The sequence below is a fragment of the Roseobacter sp. S87 genome, assembly GCF_055693285.1.
Genome location: NZ_JBVFTR010000004.1, coordinates 3303012 through 3319982, shown reverse-complemented (window position 1 = coordinate 3319982; position 16971 = coordinate 3303012). Strand labels below are relative to the sequence as shown.

Below are 16971 nucleotides of genomic sequence, written 5' to 3'. Positions count from 1 at the left end.
GTAAGGATCAGGGCCGGAAACGCAACCAGGAACACGAAATGATCCGGATTGATCACGACACAGAGAGGCGTCTTTTTTAGACCGGTCAGTTCCGTATGTTTCTTTCACGTTCCACGCAAAGGAGATTCCCATGGACCGCCGCTCATTTCTGAAAATGACCCTTGTTGCAGGGGCCGCTGCCATCACCACACCAGCCATTGCCGGCGGCCACGGCCGCGTCGCCGCGTTCAAAAAGAAAAACAGCTACGCTGTATCGGGACGTGCCGAGATTGCGAAAAAAGGCGACGGTTATGTCATCAACCTCCTTGATGACTTTGAATTCGCCGGTGCGCCTGATCCCAAGATTGCGCTGGGCAAAAACGGCTATGACAGCGACACGCTCATGGGTCTGCTGAAATCCAACAAAGGCGCGTCTTCCTACGAAGTGCCGGCAGGGATCAACCCCGACGACTACAACGAAGTCTGGATCTGGTGCGAGAAGTTCAACGTGCCGCTGGCCGTGGCTTCGTTCTGATCAGCCTGATCTGATCTGTCTGCCGCCCTCAGACGCTGGGCGGCAGCCGGTGCTTTGGCACAAACCCCGGAAGCGCCCGCAACAGCTTCGCGCGGATGTTTTCCCAGCGAGCGCCCAGAAACACAAGGAAAGCGCCCAGCATCAGAACGGTGAACACCGCCCCCTCGCCGTCGAAAACTGTTGATGACAGCACCACGATGTAGCTGATCGCTGCGATCAGGAACGACCGCCGGTCGATGATTATCGCCACCAGAGCAAAAAGTGCCATCACCGCGATCAGCATGGTGTTTGACCAGCTGCTGCCCGTGTCCAGAAGGCTGAGCGCCAGAGTATTCACCAGCGCGGGGGCCGCCACCACATGCAGCCAAAAACCATTGGCCGCACGGCGCGTTACACGGTGTGGATCGGACATATCGAACATCATCGCGATGGCAAATACGATCACGCCTATGCCGAGGGTGATCAGGGCAAAAGGCCCATCCGCTGACAACAAAAACAGATCACGCGTGTCATTGGGTGCGCCGTTGCTGTTCCCTGCAATCAGGATGGAGACGCCAAAGGCCATGACCGCGATAATCGCGAGAGCAAAGGGCACACGGAACCGGAACCAGTAGAACACCATGGCAAACGTGGCCAGGATGAATGGCAGCGCCAGTGAACTGTTATCGCCGCGCGCGACCATGAAAATCTCGGCCAGACCCCCGGCGAACCCAAATCCGGCGTTGCCCGCAAACATCAGCGACAGTGCGATGGCGGGCGCGACCATCCGGCGCCTGCGGATGAAATACTCCGACAACAGCCAGATGATCCCGGCGCCAAGCAGCCCGGCAATGATCAGCCCGTTGCGGATATTGCCGTTGTCGATTGTCATAAAGGTGACCACACCGATCCAGCCACTGGTCAGAATGGCCAGACCCACAACGATGAAAATTTCGTTGAACCCCTTAAAGAGCTCGAAGGGTTCATCACCCGGGTCCAGGTTCTCGCGAGCGCCGCGGCGGCTGTCGGCCAGCGCCTGGAGAGACGCCGCCTGAGCTTCGGTCAGGATCCCCGCACCGACCGAAGCGCGCAGATCATCCTTGTTGATCATGAGCTGATCTTTTCGACCGTCAGGTTGCCATTTGTGTAAACGCAGATGTCTGAGGCAATCGCCATGGCGTCCCGCGCGATAGCTTCGGCGTCCCGGTCACTGTCCATCATGCCCCGCGCGGCGGCCAGGGCGTAATTCCCGCCGGATCCGATGGCGGTTACGTCATGCTCCGGCTCCAGAACGTCGCCGGCACCGGTGATGACAAAAATGTCGGACCCATCCGAGACGATCAGCATCGCTTCGAGTTTCTGAAGGTATTTGTCCGTGCGCCAGTCTTTGGCCAGCTCGACGCTTGCGCGGGCCAGCTGACCCGGCGTTGCTTCGAGTTTGGCTTCCAGCCGTTCCAGCAGCGTGAAGGCGTCGGCCGTTGATCCGGCAAATCCGCAGACCACATCGTAACCGCCCGGACTGAGACGGCGGACCTTGCGCGCAGACCCTTTGATGACCGTCTGGCCCAGAGAGACCTGCCCGTCGCCCGCGATGACCACTTCGCCGCCCTTTTTGACGCCGATGATTGTGGTGCCATGCCAGCCGGGAAATTCTTCGCGCGCCATTCTCGTCTCCTGTTGTCGTCCTGCCCGACTATATGGCGCGGGCGGGACAGCGGTACAAGAGCGGGTGGCCCGGACAAAGAAAAAGGGCGCCCCGATACAGGACGCCCGAAATTCAGCGGTACTTCAGGATCAGATCGCTTCTTCGATCCAGCTCTGCAGCGCGGCTTTCGGTTTGGCGCCGGCCATGTTCGAGACGACCTGACCGTCCTTGAAGATAAACAGTGCCGGAATGCCGCGCACGCCCATCTGTGCCGGGGCGTTGGGGTTATCATCGACGTTCACTTTGACGATCTTCACTTTGCCGTCCATTTCAGCCGACAGCTCTTCGAGCGACGGGCCGATCTGTTTGCACGGGCCACACCAGGGTGCCCAGAAATCCACCACTACGGGGATGTTGGAATTTTTGACTTCGGCGTCAAAGGTGTCGTCGGTTACTGCAACGGTTGCCATGGTGATCTCCTGACGGCTTGTGCTTGGATGCCGAACCTAGGTATCCGCCCGGGCATCGTCAAGATATTGCGCGCTTTCTGACAGAGCTGTCACGATTTCGTGCGGCAGAGGCATGAGCGACGCATTCAGTGTCCACAAAATCGCCGTTTTGATGGTTTTGTCCGGGTAAATGGCGGTAAGCGCCGTGGCATAGGCAGCCATCTGACGCAGGATACCCTCGGGACATGTTTCTGGCGTGTCCGGTACCGCGCGGTTGGTTTTGAAATCAACGGCAAGAACATCGTTTTCCGTGACGATCAGCCGGTCGATGATTCCATAAATCCTGTCGTTTCCGGCGGGCGCGGAGACTGCCACTTCGGCAAGTGTTCCAGGGGAAAAGAGATATTGCAGATCTGTATTTTCCAGGACGCGCCGGGCTTCTTCTGAAGCAAGCGCGAGGTCGGCATCGCTGGTTCCCGGCTTCCGCAGACTGTCCATGATTGCCGGCCATCCCGGCGCAGGCGTGGCGGCCATGTGTTCGAGAAGGCTGTGCACCAGCCGCCCATATTTCTTTGCGGCTTCTTCATCCCGGCCCTCGGCACCTGCGATGGCCTTGGCCCCGCCCAGATCAGAAGGAGAAATGATGCGCATGCCCTCCGGTGGCTCCGGTGCGCTCTGTGCGAACCAATCCGGCAGTGCGATATCCGGCACCGGCGTGACGGGCTGCGCCACCATCGGCAGGCTGTCCCAGTCGCCATGTCCGAGCCGGCGTATCCGCTCCCCCTGAAACGTGAGGTCGCCAGCGTTTGCATGATCCATCGCGGTACTGACCATCTGATACCAGCTGTCGTTTTCCTTCGACAACTCACCGGCGCCCGCCACGATAAGCCACTTTTCAGCCCGTGTCAGAGCCACATAGAGCAGTCGCAGACGCTCTTCGCGCTCGGCATTCTTCATCTGCTCGACCCGTCCGGTCATCGCGTCCGGCATGTCGTCTCCGGCGGTTTTCCAGACCGTTGCGCCATCAATCGTCAGAAGGTCTTCGCGTATGGTGATGCTGCGTTTTGTTGTGTCCGGCAGGATCACAATGGGTGCTTCCAGCCCCTTCGCGCCATGCACGGTCATCACACGGATCTGGTCAGAGGCGTTGTCCATCTGCCGTTTGATTTCCAGATCATCCATCTGCATCCAAACAAGGAAACCGGTCAGGCTCGGGATGCTGTTGCGCTCATAGGCCAGTGCCTGGGCCAGCAGCGCATTGATGCCGTCTTCGGCCTCTGTCCCGAGGCGCGACAACAATCTGCGGCGCCCACCATGGCGGGTCAGAATCCGCTCGATCAGATCATAGGGCCGCAGGAAATCGGTGCGCGTGCGCAGGTCATGCAGGATCGCCAGAGTTTCCGGATATTCTTCCTCTTTGCGGCGGAGCGCCTCCCACAAATATTTTTCGGACCGTTTATGCGCCAGCGCATAGAGATCCTGTTCGCTCCAACCGAAAAGTGGCGATTTCAGCGCAGAGGCCAGTGACAGATCATCCTCGGCCACCGCCAGAAAGGACAAAAGAGCTGCCAGATCACGCACGGCCAGCTCCGCGCCGACCTTCAGCCTGTCTGCCCCGGCAATCGGCAGACCCGCCCGTTTGCAGGCTCGGATGATTTCACTGAACAGGCTGTGCCGCCGCTGGACCAGGATGAGGAAATCGCCTGCAGTAACGGGTCGCCGAACCGGTGTACCGGTCGCGTTGTCATCATCCGGAATTGTCTGGCCGCTTTCGATCATTTCCCGGATACTGGCAGCGATTTTCTCCGCCAGAATAACCCAGTGGTGCGTCGCGCCGCGGCGGTCCAGCGGCTCGTACCATTCCCGGTCGTCTTCCTCGGACACGGGCTCAATCACAGGCCACAGATCAACACGCCCCGGCAGGTCCGCATGGAACGCCAGGTGTTGACCATCTGTACCAAATCCCGCCTCGTCCTGCTGGCTGAACGTCTGGTCAACCAGCCGCAGGATCGCATCAGATGACCGGAACGAATACTGCAGCGTTTCGCTCTGGAACAGATGGCCTGCCGCTTCGAGTTTTTCGCGGAACTCGTCTTCCATCCGGTCGAATTCCCGCGGATCAGCTCCCTGGAACGAATAGATCGACTGTTTTTTGTCCCCCACGACGAAAAGCGTGCGCCGGATGTCCTTGCGGGCCCCCTCGCCGCTCGAAAATTCGGCGGCCAGTTTACGGATCACATCCCATTGCGCGGGGCTGGTGTCCTGGGCCTCGTCGACAAGGATGTGATCAATCCCGCCGTCGATGCGATACAGCACCCAGGCGGCCACATCCGGGTCGGTCAGCAGGTTGCGTGCCTTCAGGATCAGATCGTCAAAGTCCAGCCATCCGCGCAGTTGTTTCTGCTGCTCGTAAAGGCGCAGAAAACGGCCGGCAAACTGGTAAAGCGCTTCGGTTTTGTCCGCAGCATTGAGTGCCAGCCTCTGACGCCGCGCCTGTTCCACCCGTTCCATGAGCGCGTCCAGTTCGGGCATCAGTTCCGCGATTTTGTCCCGTGTTGGTTTCGTCGGGAAACTGCCGGTTTTGGCGCCGAACGGGGTTTTGGCGCCAGACCCGAACAGAAAGAGGGCTTCAAGTTCAGGCAGCGCGGAGAAATCGAAATGCTCGATACGGGCCAGCCTGCGCCCCGCCTTTTCATCATTGCCACCTTTTGCGATCAGCGGCGGAATGATGCTGTCTGCCAGATTCCGCTCCGTGCCGGAAAAGACATCCGCTTCGATCCGGCTCGCTGACAGATCACCCGGCATTCCGAAAAGTGCGAGGATGTCATTGCGCGACACTGGCTTCAGCAGTGCATCCCGATGGCGCACCATGCTGCCGGTCAGCGCGCCAAAGTCCTCCCCGGTATAATGCCGCGCGAGGCCTGTCACCAGGGAGGCGTCTTCGGGCGTATCCGCCATCTGATCCACGATCTCTGCGCGCAGCAGATCGGCGGCCCTGTCCTCGATCTCCGTGAATTGCGGAGAAACCTCAGCTTCGAGCGGAAACCGCCGTAACAGAGACGAACAGAACGAGTGAATCGTCTGAATTTTCAACCCGCCAGGCGTCTCGATTGCGCGGGCAAACAGGGTGCGCGCACGACGCAGCCCGTCTGCATCCACGGCATCCCCCGCACCCAGTTCCATAAGTGATGCGCGCAGATCTGCATCTTCCAGCATTGCCCATTGCCCCAGCCTGCGGAACAGACGGTTCTGCATTTCTGATGCTGCGGCCTTGGTGTAGGTCAGGCACAGGATGTGCTGTGGCTCAACCCCTTCAAGCAACAGTCTTGCCACCCGGTCGGTCAGAACGCGTGTTTTCCCGGAACCGGCGTTTGCGGCCAGCCACGTCGACGCGTCCGGCCGTGCTGCGCGGACCTGTGCCTCGGTGGCGTCGTCGCGGCGGATCATGTCAGAATCTCCGGCACAACGTCATCGGTTGCATCCCACTCGCCGAAACGCGCGAGCAGATCATAGTCACCCGCAAAATCGTCCTTCTGCATCATGCGTCGGGATGAAAACCCCTGCTCCGGATCAAGGTAGGCTTTGATGAGCACCCGCAGGTTCTCCAGCACCGCCGCGGGTGGCTCCTTGTCCAGTGGGGCGTACACCTCGCGCAGATCAGAGCCTAAACCGAGGAAAACCGCGTCTTTTACAGGCCGGGCTCCGATGCTGTCAAAGGCACCCTGCTCTATCATCGCGGCCTCAATCAGCAGCTGTTTGTCAAACGTTGCCTGCTCTTTGGCGGATGGTGGTGTCCCGGTTTTGTAGTCATAGAGCAGCACATCACCGCTTTCCGTCCCGTCGATCCTGTCGGCCCGCGCTGTTAGATCGAAACCGATGTCGCCCCACTTCAGCAGACCCTGTGCTCTTTTCTCCATCGCGATCGGCGCGGCCATTACGCGTCTTGCCGCCTCTCCGGTGACGAATTTCTGAGCAATCCGGTTAATGCGGGCTTGCCAGAGGCTGCGCGCCGCGGGCCAGGGTACCGCCTCGGGCAAAATCTGTGCTGCTGTGCGGGACAGATGGTCCGGCGACATCAGGGTCGTGTCGTCCATCGTATCCCGGATGAATTTCTCCATCACATCGTGCAGCACAATACCCCGCAGCAGGGCGTCCGGCGTGGGCACGAGTGGACGGAGGGGCCGCAGGCGCAGGACGTGTCGCGCATAGATCGCATATGGGTCCCGGATCAGGCGCTTGATCTCGGTCACAGAAAGCTTTCGGGGTCGTGCAGCGGCGGGCGGTCGTGGTGACGGCCTGGGTGCTGCCGGAACCGGCTCTGTTTCTTCTGATTTCTGAGCAAGGCGGAGCCACGTGTCGCCACGGTCTGTCATGGCCCTCAGAGCTTCGGGACCGCCGTTCGTTCTGAGACCGTCCAGCAGATTGCCCAGCCGGTTCACCCAGCGGGATGCCACCGTTTCCGCGTCTTCTGACCTGACGGAACGGGTCAGCCAGACTTCGGGTGCGCCGATGGCCTGTTGATAATCATGGGCAGACAGACCGATCCGCCTTTCTGGCAGCAGAAGCCCCGCATCATTGCGCAGCTTCCGGTTCAGCCAGGGATCAGGCTTTGGGGCTTCGGGCCATGTGCCATCGTTCAGACCTGCCAGAATAACCAGATCAGCGCCGTGAACGCGCGCTTCGAGCGTGCCCCAGATCATTATGCCAGGATGGGGGGCGTCACGGTCGCGTACTTCGCCTTCTGACAGAAGAGCGCCCACAAGATCTGCATAATCCACAGCGTTCATCCGGCCGCCAAAGTCCGCGTTTTCGCGGAGTTTCTGCATGACTTTCAGCGCTTCCTGGCCCGCCTTCTTTTGCCAGAGTTCACCTGTATCCGTTCCCTCCGGTCCCTGTGAAACAGTCTCTGACAGGGCAAAATGACGGTTTACATGTTCTGTCAGTGACTGGTCATTTTTGAGATCGTGGTTCACGCAGATCGTGTCGCCGACCCATCTCAGCCAGGTTTCCAGCCTCGTCTGCTCAGCTTCGTCATCGAAGCAGTTCTGCATGACCCGCAGCAGACCAGCAGTGTCAGGAAAGGCCAGCCCGCGGTCACGGATGCGCAGCTCCAGCCGCTGGGTGTTCAGGATATGTTGGTTTCTGTTCTGTGCAGAATGCGTCAGCGGGTGACGTAACAGCGTGATCAGCGTTTCTGTATCGATACGGCGGTGGAACAGCCGGGCCGTATGTCGCAGAAACCGACCTGGTGGTGACAGATGCAGAGGCGCGCCCGCGGAATCGTCCGGCAGAATATCCCACCGGTCCAGCGCGGCGGTCACCTGACGTGTCAGCATCCGGTCTGGTGTGATCAGCGCCGCCGTCTGACCCTCCTCTGCCGCTTTGCGCAACCGCATGGCTATCGTCAGCGCTTCGAGACGCGGTGTCGGTGCCCGCACCAGCGTAATTGCTGCAGTGGCAGCGTCGATGTCTTTGAGCGCCGGGCCTTCAGAAAGCCAGGCGTGGGTCACCGGCGCCGGGCGCAGTGACAGAGAAACAAGCGCGTTGCGAGCCTCCGAAGAAGGCGGTGCATCGTGCCACGGAAGGACTTTGTCGCGCGCCACGTCCAGATCCTGCATCAGCCGGTAAAATCTGTATTGCGGGTGATCTTCGGATAAGAGCGCGTCGTGCATCTGGTCCCAGACCGGCGCGGGCATCCCGAAATCAAATCCTGGCAGGATCAGAGCACCCTGAGGCAGACAGGCTATGGCGCGCATGAGCAGCATGGTCGTCCCGCGGGACCCGGTTGACCCCGCAAGAATGACCGGGTGTTCGGGCGGATGCGCCTGCCAATGCGCGGATATCGCAGCAATCAGGGCACGCTGCCGGCCTTCCTTGTCGGCTGCCGATCCCGTTGCCGCCAGATAGTTCTGCGCAATGGCGATGAACTGTTGCGTGCGTTGCCAGTGGCCTGACTGATCTGTGACATCAAGTCCGGAGAGTTTGTCCGGTGTGACGCCTTCCCCCTGCATCTCGTCCATCAGTGCGGACAGGCTGTCCGTCAGAGCGTAAAGCGATGACCTCGGTGCCAGATCAGGCTGTTGATCCAGCAGGCCCGCAACAAGAGAGATCAGCTCCAGACGGCGGCGCAGAGGGGGCGTCGCCTGAGGCAGATGGATACCGGGCTGGAGCAGGTCAAGGTCTGACAGAAGGAGTATTTTGGGCAGTAACAGAGCTTGTTTTTCGTGAAAGAGAGAGGCAATGCGGCGCTGCATCCGGGAGGTGTTCACAATCAGCGTGACACGCGCCATCTGGTCCGGAGGCTGGCCGGCAAAACGAGCACAGAGCCCGTCCACAAGGGCTGCTGGGAAATCAACACCAGGTGCCAGCCCGAAAACGCGGGGATCGTCCGATGCCTCAAACATTTGCCTGATCCAGCAGGTCTTCGGCAATTGGAATGCCGTCGGGGTGACCAACGTCACACCATGTGCCGTTGTATTGGACGCTGTACAGCCGCTTGCGTGCCTGAATATCGTCCCAGACACGATTCAGGGAAAAAGCGGCCTCGGAGACGGTCGCCAGCAGATCCGGGTTTATGATTTGCGCGCCGCTGTAAATATCGCCCGGACCACGTGTGAGACGACCAGCCTCATCGGAGGTGAAATCCCCGTTCGATGAGGTTCCCCGGGCATTTGGTTTCGGAATGCACAACAGCAAAGCATCCATTTTCGCCGGGTCCCATGCCTGCAACAGAATATTCAGCGGGTTTGGACCGGACCAGATTGCGTCCGAGTTGAGCGTGATGACCGGGCCGGAACCCAGCAGCGGTACCGCGTTCCGGAGCCCACCACCGGTATCCAGTATTTCGGGTGTTTCGGTGATCGTCTGAACGCCGCGGCGGGTCAGGTGCGTCCGCAGTTCATCGGGTCGGTAGTGGAGGTTGGCTACAATCGCAGGAGGATCAATGGCCTGCGCAAGATCTACAGCGTAATCCACCAGTGGCCGGCCACCAACCCGGATCATTGGTTTCGGCATCCTGTCCGTAAGTGGCCGCATCCGGGTCCCGAAACCGGCGGCAAAAAGCATCACAGGCAAGCTCATGCCGCAACCTTTGCTGCAAGCCGGGCGAGCGCATCCGGTTCCGGTTCGGGCAGCGTTGCCCGTATGTGCTGTGCCAGTTCAGCAAGATCAGGATGTTCAAGGCTTGATTGCACATGACCCCAGACACGAGGGATCAGCTGTACGTAATCTGCCTTGCCGAAATGCATACACAGCCGCGAAAATCCGCCCATAATGCGCAGATTGCGCTGCAACCCGAAAACAGCATATGCCCGGTCGAATTCGTCTCTGTTCATACCATTTTGGTCGACAAATCTCGTTTTCATCAACGCTTCGGTCGCCTGGCTTACATCGCGCCGGGCATCACGGAGAACCGATACCAGATCATAGACCGGGTGCCCGATCTCGGCGCTCTGGAAATCGAGCAGGCCCACGCGTCTCAGCCCGCTCCGCTCCGGTAGCCAGAGCAGGTTTTCCGCATGGTAATCCCGCTGGATCAGCACTGTGCATTCCGGGTCGTAAGGCCGGAGTATTTGATCCGCCAACTGCAAAAAAGCATCGCGGCTGTCCCCGGCTTCTGACCTGGTCACGCCCGGAACGTACCAGTCATATACAAGAGCAGCGAGCGGGACGGTCGTATCGGCATCATATCGCGCCAGGCCATCCGGCGGATTCTGTCGGTGCAGGTGAGAGAGAACGTCGACAGCTGCGCTGTAGAGCGGGACCGACAGCGTTGGGTCGCGCGCAATACAGCGCGAAAAGAGATCGTCGCCCAGATCTTCGATTAGCAGGAACCCGTTATCACCGTCCATTGCAAAAATTTCAGGGGCGCTCAGGTCTATGCCCGCCAGGTACCGCGCAATCCGTGCAAAAGCACCAACATCCTCACCCTTTTCGGGCGGCGCATCCATCAGGACAGCATGTTTGCCGTCAGGTTGCCGAAGGCGCTCATAAATCCTGTTTGAAGCATCCCCGGCCAGGGGTCTCCGATCAGCACCCGACCAGCCACAGTCTGTCAGAAAGGCCAGTTTCAGGGTTTCGCGTCCGGTCAGCTCAGCCATGAAGTCACCCTGTCAGTCCAGGTATTTCCAGTCCAGGTTGCGGTCAGCTGTCTGTCATGTTCACCCGACCCGGGGTCCAGGCGGATTTCCAGCGCCTCGGCCGGGGCAAGGCTGCCCAGCCTGTCCGGCCATTCCACCAGGCAGATCGCTGCTTCGAATGCGTCCACAAGACCAAGCTCCTCAACTTCCCCGGTGCTCGTCAGGCGATAAAGATCGCAGTGCCACAACGGCCCGCGCTTCGTGTCATATTCCTGAACCAGGGTGAAGGTGGGAGAGGGTACATCCTCAGGCACGCTGAGGATCGACTGGATGAGATGGCGCGCAAAATGCGTCTTTCCTGCGCCAACATCGCCGGTCAGAAGCAGGACATCGCCCGATGTCAGCTGTTGTGCCAGTCGGCCTGCCAGCGCGCCGGTTTCTTCCGGTGAAGTCACATGTGCTGACAGGGAATTCGTCGTCATCCCCTTATGGTGCCTGGCAGTGGCGTAAGCCGCAAGCCATTAAGGCCGTCGGACGTCAGTTTTCGCGCATAGCCGAAGAGCGCCGCCGCGTCTTTTCCTTTGTCGCAGCAATGAAACGGATCACGGTGGCACCAGAAGCTATCCGGGAGACCGTGCAGGTCAGGCTGCCGCCATTCTTGAGTTTCACCGGCATTTCCCAGGACTCGCGGTCCCCGAATTCCAGCACGAAATCAGTCAGTGCGGCCCAGCGCGCGCCCGGTTCGGACAGGCTTTTCCATTCCTTCACTGAATCGGCGATTGTGACATCGGCAAAGGAGTTATCCGGGTCGAGCCCCCACATTTCCCGATAGGCCGTGTTGCAGAAGGTCAGAACGCCGGTCGATGAGAACACAACCAGCCCTTCCTCAAAGGTGTCGAGTAGCGACTGGCCCAGTTCAAGTTCAGCGCGGAAGTTACGGGTGAGTGAGATTTCGGCGCTGATATCCTCGATCAGAAACGCAATGGCGCCATCCGGATGCGGCCTGCCGCGAACGCGGTACGTCTGTCCGGTCTCAAGGGTCCAGGTTTCCTGATAGCGCCCGTCTGTGGCAGCCGCGATGACCTCTGCGATCTGCTGACGCCAGGTACCATAGTCCTTGGGTTCGGGCATCCGGCGGTTTTCGCGCATACGGTCAAAGAAGGACAGCAGGGTCGGACGACCGCTGAGGAAATCCGCCGGCAGACCTGTCAGGTCAATCAGAGCGGGGTTGAACAGTGCCAGCTGCCCGTTCCGGTCAAAAATTGCGAGGCCAATGGACAGCTGCGCGAATGTCTTCGCCAGTGTCTGAACAAAATTGCGCTGGGCGGCCTCGGAACGCACAACGGCATTGATGTTCACAGCGTGATGGATACGGGTATCGCTTACCTGCACCGTGGTGACATCATACCAGTCTGTCACTGTACCATCAGCCGATTGGGTGGAAATGCGTTGCGGGCCATCCGTAGCCGCGTCCAGTTCCTCGACAGCAAGGACCTGTTTGTCTGCAGCAGGTTTGCGGTTGTGCAAACGGGCATACAGGTCTTCGTAGGCCGCGTTGAACCAGGTGACCTGACCCTGACCGTCCACCTGCCAGACAGCATGCGGTGTCGTGTCACTGGCGCGGCGCAGGTGATCGAGCTCCTGGTTCAGAGCACGCAATTGCTGGGATTGTGCAGCACCGGCCATGCCGTTCTCGATCATCTGCACCTGGGTGAACCGCCCTTTGCGGGAAACACACAACGTGGCTCTGTCGTTCGCATTCCTGGCCTGCACGGTCAGATTCACGTTGTCGGTATCGTCCGGTGTCGGGGGCAGCCCGGGAAAACGGGCCAGCATTCTTTCGCGCCAGGACGACCAGTCATCTCGGCCCGGCAAAGGGTTGTAAACTTCGAGAGCGGCCTCGGATGCATGGTGCAACCGGTCATTTTCAAACAGAAAAGATATGCCATCAGACAGTTTCTGGGTCATGTTACGGCGTTTCACGACTGTGGGCCCGCGTGGCGATATGATCCACGCGAGGCCTGCAAGCGCGCTGACACAAGCCGCACCCGCAACAACCGCGATATCCCAGACTGTCATTTTCTGCCGTACCCTGTGGAAGCAGTTAAGCCGCCCAAGTATCGGAGATTGTGGTTAACGCGTCGTTAACGCAGCTGCCGCATCCAGCAGAATTTAAGGAAACCTAAACCGGTATCCGGGTGTTCAGACCGGTCGGAACGGGGGTATCGCCGGTTCTGGCGTCGATCAGCCTGCGTGCCCAGGAAACTTCGACGACGGCGCCGATACTGTCCGGTGAACGTGGTGCCGGAGATGACGGATCACGTCCATTGGCAAAGCTGAGTTCCGCGCCGGAGCGTTCCAGCAGAGTTTTCGCGATAAACAGACCAAGACCCATGCCTTCGTATTCCGGCCGCATCCTGCGTTCGGATCCGCCACGCCGCTGGCGCATGAACGGATCACCGATGCGGCCGATCAGATGCGCCGGAAACCCGGGTCCGTTGTCGATGATCCGCAGTGCAATCTGTTCATCTGACCAGCGCGCTTCGACCCAAACCTCAGAATGGGCAAAATCGACCGCGTTCTGGATCAGGTTGCGGACCCCGTGAATGATCTCTGGTTTGCGCAGAATGGCGGGCTGCTCCATCGCATCACCGGAAATCTCAAAATGCACTGTTTTTCCGCGATCCATATGCGGCTCGCCGGCTTCTTCGAGAACAGCCATCAGCGGGGCCTGACGCAGGTGCAGGTCATCTTTTCCTGCCCTCCCCATGTCGCGCAGGATGTCGCGGCACCGGTCTGCCTGCTCGCGGATCAGGGCTGCGTCCTCCTGCAGTTCGGGCCGGTCCGCCAATTCCTCCTGCAGCTCACCGCTGGCCAGTTTGATCGTCGCAAGCGGGGTACCCAGCTCATGTGCGGCCGCTGCCACAACACCACCCAGATCGGTGAGTTTCTGTTCGCGCGACAGGGCCATCTGCGTGGCTGACAGCGCGTCGGACATTGAGTGAATTTCGGAAGTGACCCGCATGGAATAGGCACTGATAAAGACAATTGCGATGATCAGCGCGGTCCAGTTGCCGAAAACAAAGACATCCGGGATTTCCAGAATGAACCCCTGATGCGTGCGCAGCGGAAAATGAAACACTGACAAGAGAGAGACCGCGAGGATCGCGGTCGCCCCCATCAGAACAGTAGAGCGGAACCCAAGCACCGCGGCGGATACCGTCACAGGCCCCAGAACCAGCAGTGCAAAGGGGTTATGCAGCCCGCCGGTCAGGAACAGCAGCACACTGAGCTGCAGCAGATCGAACATGATCATCAGCATGTTTTCTGTCTCGGACAGGCGTTTGTTTTCCGGAAAAACAAACATCGCCACCAGGTTCGCCACGACCGATGTGCCCACCACCAGATAGCAAAGCCCCAGGTTCAGCTGCAGGCCGTAAAAATTCTGCGCCACCGTGATCGCCGTCAGCTGACCCGCGATCGCGAACCAGCGCAGCAGGATCATCGTACGCAGTCTGATCCAGTTTGCGCGGAACTGACCGCTCAGAGGTCTGACATCGGAACCGGCCATCGAAATCACCTCTTCTTGAGTTGCAACTGTGTCGCAGGACGTTAGGACTGCGCCCTGCTAGGATCAACCCGTCTGCTGCCTCATGGAGTCTGTTATGAACGCGCGTCTCATTGCCCCGCTTGCTGTTCTGGGCATTGCTGTTTTTGCCGGTGTATTCTGGTTTGTGTCCCAGCCCGATCCGAACGCGGATCAGTTCGCCCAGTGCCGTGCGAGCCAGATTGCCGGTGGTGCGGGATCCATTGGCGGACCGTTTGAACTGGTGAATGCGGCGGGCGAAACGGTAACCGACAAGGACGTGATTACTGAGCCCTCGATCCTCTATTTCGGCTATACGTTCTGCCCCGATGTCTGCCCGCTCGACACGGCGCGCAATGCCGAAGCCGTTGATGCGCTGGCTGAGCGCGGGATCAGTGCGACCCCTGTTTTTATCACGGTGGACCCAAAGCGTGACACGCCAGAGGTCGTGGGTGATTTCGCCTTTAACCTGCATGAGCGGATGATCGGGCTGACCGGATCGGAAGCGCAGATCAAGGCGGCGAGTGAGGCCTACCGGACCTATTACAAAGCCCATGAGGGCGACGATGATTTCTATCTCGTCGATCATTCTACCTTCAGCTATCTCGTGATGCCGGAACAGGGGTTTGTGGAGTTCTTCCGGCGCGAAACCACGCCGGAGCAGATGGCAGACACCGTCGCGTGTTTTGTCGAAAACGCCTGATTTTTTTGCACAATTGAAACGTCGCGTTTGACCTGGTGCGGATCGCGCTTCATATAATTGTGCAATAATAACACTCAGGGAAGAGCCGCACCCATGCCAGATATGATTGATCTCGAGCCCGGCGCCGACCGGAGTATCCTGCTGCTGGATGATGATGAACCGTTTCTGCGACGCCTTGCCAAGGCTATGGAGAAGCGCGGTTTCGAGGTCGAGACAGCCGGTTCGGTCGCGGCAGGCCGCGCAATTGCGACAGCCCGCCCGCCGGCCTTTGCGGTTGTGGACCTGAGGCTTGAGGATGGCAACGGGCTCGATGTTGTGGAAGTGCTTCAGGAGAAACGCCCTGATGCGCGGGTGGTGGTCCTGACCGGGTACGGCGCGATTGCGACGGCGGTTGCTGCGGTCAAAATCGGCGCGGTGGATTACCTCTCGAAACCAGCGGATGCCGCGGACATTGTGAACGCGCTGCTGGCGCGGGGAGATGACCTGCCACCGCCCCCGGAAAATCCGATGAGCGCGGACCGTGTCCGGTGGGAACATATCCAGCGGGTGTTCGAGTTGTGTGACCGGAATGTGAGCGAAACGGCGCGTCGTCTGAACATGCACCGGCGCACCCTGCAGCGTATCCTGGCCAAGCGGTCACCGCGCTGACAAACACCGTCGGTGCGGCGTCAGTATCATGTCGGTTTAACGTCGGTATTACGTCGGTGCGCAGCGCCCGGTGGCAAAACCGGCTGTTAACACAAAGTAACCGCGTCAGACATCGTAGCGTTTGCTGATTTTGCTGACGATCAGACCATTTTCCAGGCGGACATCCTCGTCAAAGGCCCAGTCGCGGAAACCCCGGCTCTGGTAGTAGGTGAGACCGCCTTCGTTGTCGGCGCGGATGGTGGCATTGATCCAGACATACCCCAGACGTTTTGCTGCCGCGGCGGTCGCGGAAAAAAGCGCTGACCCGATGCCCAGACCAGTCCGGCCAATCTGCACAAAGGTGGCGACATCGACGGCTTCCGGGGGCAGCTGGTCATGCGGGGCGATCCACTGGAACCCCACAACCTGTTCGTCGTCATCAAGCGCCACATGCCAGGCCGATTTTTCCGCATCCACGGCCATCCATTCGGCAATATCGGTGCCAGTTACCGGACGGGTCAGAGCGGTGGTGCCGCCCTTTTCGATGATGCCGTTGAGCAGACGCGCCATGGACCCGGTGTCGAGTACCATGGCCGGGCGGACGTTGATCATCCCATTTCCTCCAGCAGTTCTGCATGCCGCGCGGTAAAGGCACCGCGGGTTTCAACCGGCGGGCGCAGCACGATGCTGAGATCCTGCATCAGGTTCCGGTCGGGTTCGCCAAAGAACTTTGTGGCCTCAGATGCGGAAAAACCGGCGATCTGTGTGGCTTCCATCCAGGCGCTGATCTTGTCCGCCTTCTTGATATGCTTTTTCACAGCGACCGGCAGGCTGGCAGGCAGGCCAAATCGCAGATGCACAGCAGCCATCAACCGGTCGTCGAGCGCGCCATAGCCCGGACCCACGGCGGCCTTCACCGGAGAGATCATGTCTCCGATGACATATTCCGGCGCGTCATGCAGTAAGGCCGCCAGACGCCATTTTGGAGGTGCCTTCGGCGCGATACGGCCAAAAATCGTCTCTGTTAAAAGGGAATGCTCGGCAACCGAATAGGCATAATCGCCCAGCGTCTGACCATTCCAGCGCGCGACAAAAGCCAGACCATGGGCGATATCCTCAATTTCGATATCGACCGGCGTCGGGTCCAGCAGGTCCAACCTGCGCCCCGACAACATCCGCTGCCATGCCCGAGTTTTTGCCGCCATAAGCCCCACCTTTCAGGAGGCGGTTGTACCTGTCACTGCAAGGAAATCAAACCGGCTGGTGTCCGAAAAACGAACGCCGCGAAAGGACACCGCCGGGGATGCCCGCAAGACGCTAAGAAACTGTTCACCTGCGTCAGTGCACCCGCATTGTGTTGTACACGCTGTGGTGTTATCTGCGCCGCAAA

Annotated in this window: 15 protein-coding genes; 3 read left to right on the top strand and 12 right to left on the bottom strand. The window is 59.5% G+C overall.

Features of this window, described 5'->3' with window-relative positions:
• The first annotated feature begins 130 nt into the window (after window positions 1-130).
• On the top strand, window positions 131-514 hold the full coding sequence (locus ACZ1HA_RS17260) for a DM13 domain-containing protein (RefSeq protein ID WP_375229448.1): 384 nt from the start codon (window positions 131-133) through the stop codon (window positions 512-514).
• Window positions 515-542: 28 nt separating this feature from the next.
• Here ACZ1HA_RS17260 and ACZ1HA_RS17255 read toward each other — a convergent pair whose 3' ends face one another.
• From ACZ1HA_RS17255 to regB, 10 genes are all read right to left on the bottom strand, one after another.
• A complete protein-coding gene (locus ACZ1HA_RS17255) occupies window positions 543-1604 on the bottom strand; it encodes a hypothetical protein (RefSeq protein WP_472714770.1) in 1062 nt (353 codons plus the stop codon).
• The gene (hslV, locus tag ACZ1HA_RS17250; protein ID WP_472714769.1) at window positions 1601-2158 is read right to left on the bottom strand and encodes an ATP-dependent protease subunit HslV; all 558 of its coding nucleotides are present in this window, start codon (window positions 2156-2158) and stop codon (window positions 1601-1603) included. Before hslV ends, ACZ1HA_RS17255 begins: the two co-directional genes overlap by 4 nt.
• A 129-nt stretch (window positions 2159-2287) precedes the next feature.
• Entirely contained in the window at window positions 2288-2608 is a 321-nt protein-coding gene (gene trxA, locus ACZ1HA_RS17245; protein WP_472714768.1) for a thioredoxin, read from the bottom strand.
• Between the two features lie 36 nt (window positions 2609-2644).
• Complete coding sequence (addA, locus tag ACZ1HA_RS17240; RefSeq protein ID WP_472714767.1) at window positions 2645-6034, bottom strand: double-strand break repair helicase AddA; 3390 nt, start codon at window positions 6032-6034, stop codon at window positions 2645-2647.
• Window positions 6031-8991, bottom strand: a complete 2961-nt coding sequence (gene addB, locus ACZ1HA_RS17235; RefSeq protein WP_472714766.1) for a double-strand break repair protein AddB — start codon at window positions 8989-8991, stop codon at window positions 6031-6033. Before addB ends, addA begins: the two co-directional genes overlap by 4 nt.
• Entirely contained in the window at window positions 8984-9667 is a 684-nt protein-coding gene (locus tag ACZ1HA_RS17230; RefSeq protein ID WP_472714765.1) for a nucleotidyltransferase family protein, read from the bottom strand. The genes addB and ACZ1HA_RS17230 overlap by 8 nt, the downstream gene beginning before the upstream one ends.
• Window positions 9664-10686, bottom strand: a complete 1023-nt coding sequence (locus ACZ1HA_RS17225) for an aminoglycoside phosphotransferase family protein (RefSeq protein WP_472714764.1) — start codon at window positions 10684-10686, stop codon at window positions 9664-9666. The genes ACZ1HA_RS17230 and ACZ1HA_RS17225 overlap by 4 nt, the downstream gene beginning before the upstream one ends.
• Window positions 10674-11147: a tRNA (adenosine(37)-N6)-threonylcarbamoyltransferase complex ATPase subunit type 1 TsaE gene (tsaE, locus tag ACZ1HA_RS17220; RefSeq protein WP_472714763.1), complete on the bottom strand. Its 474-nt coding sequence runs from the start codon at window positions 11145-11147 to the stop codon at window positions 10674-10676. Before tsaE ends, ACZ1HA_RS17225 begins: the two co-directional genes overlap by 13 nt.
• A 55-nt stretch (window positions 11148-11202) precedes the next feature.
• Window positions 11203-12744, bottom strand: coding sequence for a PAS-domain containing protein (locus tag ACZ1HA_RS17215; RefSeq protein WP_472714762.1), 1542 nt, complete (start codon window positions 12742-12744; stop codon window positions 11203-11205).
• Between the two features lie 103 nt (window positions 12745-12847).
• Window positions 12848-14236 carry a sensor histidine kinase RegB gene (gene regB / locus ACZ1HA_RS17210; RefSeq protein WP_375229458.1) on the bottom strand — a complete coding sequence of 463 codons (1389 nt, stop codon included), beginning with the start codon at window positions 14234-14236 and terminating at the stop codon, window positions 12848-12850.
• A gap of 94 nt (window positions 14237-14330) precedes the next feature.
• Here regB and ACZ1HA_RS17205 point away from each other — a divergent pair, with 94 nt between their 5' ends.
• Both ACZ1HA_RS17205 and ACZ1HA_RS17200 read left to right on the top strand, forming a co-directional pair.
• Window positions 14331-14954 (top strand): SCO family protein, encoded by a 624-nt coding sequence (locus ACZ1HA_RS17205; RefSeq protein ID WP_472714761.1) that lies wholly within the window; start codon window positions 14331-14333, stop codon window positions 14952-14954.
• A gap of 93 nt (window positions 14955-15047) precedes the next feature.
• Entirely contained in the window at window positions 15048-15602 is a 555-nt protein-coding gene (locus ACZ1HA_RS17200) for an ActR/PrrA/RegA family redox response regulator transcription factor (RefSeq protein ID WP_436398396.1), read from the top strand.
• 105 nt (window positions 15603-15707) lie between these two features.
• Here the strand turns inward: ACZ1HA_RS17200 and ACZ1HA_RS17195 are convergent, their stop codons facing one another.
• Window positions 15708-16193 (bottom strand): GNAT family N-acetyltransferase, encoded by a 486-nt coding sequence (locus ACZ1HA_RS17195; RefSeq protein ID WP_472714760.1) that lies wholly within the window; start codon window positions 16191-16193, stop codon window positions 15708-15710.
• Complete coding sequence (locus ACZ1HA_RS17190) at window positions 16190-16786, bottom strand: HD domain-containing protein (RefSeq protein WP_472714759.1); 597 nt, start codon at window positions 16784-16786, stop codon at window positions 16190-16192. The genes ACZ1HA_RS17195 and ACZ1HA_RS17190 overlap by 4 nt, the downstream gene beginning before the upstream one ends.
• Window positions 16787-16971 lie beyond the last annotated feature (185 nt).

Coding starts and splice junctions, on each gene's coding strand:
- trxA (WP_472714768.1), bottom strand. CDS start 2,608: ATGGCAACCGTTGCAGTAACCGACGACACCTTTGACGCCGAAGTCAAA.
- ACZ1HA_RS17255 (WP_472714770.1), bottom strand. CDS start 1,604: ATGATCAACAAGGATGATCTGCGCGCTTCGGTCGGTGCGGGGATCCTG.
- ACZ1HA_RS17205 (WP_472714761.1), top strand. CDS start 14,331: ATGAACGCGCGTCTCATTGCCCCGCTTGCTGTTCTGGGCATTGCTGTT.
- ACZ1HA_RS17230 (WP_472714765.1), bottom strand. CDS start 9,667: ATGAGCTTGCCTGTGATGCTTTTTGCCGCCGGTTTCGGGACCCGGATG.
- addB (WP_472714766.1), bottom strand. CDS start 8,991: ATGTTTGAGGCATCGGACGATCCCCGCGTTTTCGGGCTGGCACCTGGT.
- ACZ1HA_RS17190 (WP_472714759.1), bottom strand. CDS start 16,786: ATGGCGGCAAAAACTCGGGCATGGCAGCGGATGTTGTCGGGGCGCAGG.
- ACZ1HA_RS17200 (WP_436398396.1), top strand. CDS start 15,048: ATGCCAGATATGATTGATCTCGAGCCCGGCGCCGACCGGAGTATCCTG.
- hslV (WP_472714769.1), bottom strand. CDS start 2,158: ATGGCGCGCGAAGAATTTCCCGGCTGGCATGGCACCACAATCATCGGC.
- ACZ1HA_RS17260 (WP_375229448.1), top strand. CDS start 131: ATGGACCGCCGCTCATTTCTGAAAATGACCCTTGTTGCAGGGGCCGCT.
- addA (WP_472714767.1), bottom strand. CDS start 6,034: ATGATCCGCCGCGACGACGCCACCGAGGCACAGGTCCGCGCAGCACGG.
- tsaE (WP_472714763.1), bottom strand. CDS start 11,147: ATGACGACGAATTCCCTGTCAGCACATGTGACTTCACCGGAAGAAACC.
- ACZ1HA_RS17195 (WP_472714760.1), bottom strand. CDS start 16,193: ATGATCAACGTCCGCCCGGCCATGGTACTCGACACCGGGTCCATGGCG.
- ACZ1HA_RS17225 (WP_472714764.1), bottom strand. CDS start 10,686: ATGGCTGAGCTGACCGGACGCGAAACCCTGAAACTGGCCTTTCTGACA.
- regB (WP_375229458.1), bottom strand. CDS start 14,236: ATGGCCGGTTCCGATGTCAGACCTCTGAGCGGTCAGTTCCGCGCAAAC.
- ACZ1HA_RS17215 (WP_472714762.1), bottom strand. CDS start 12,744: ATGACAGTCTGGGATATCGCGGTTGTTGCGGGTGCGGCTTGTGTCAGC.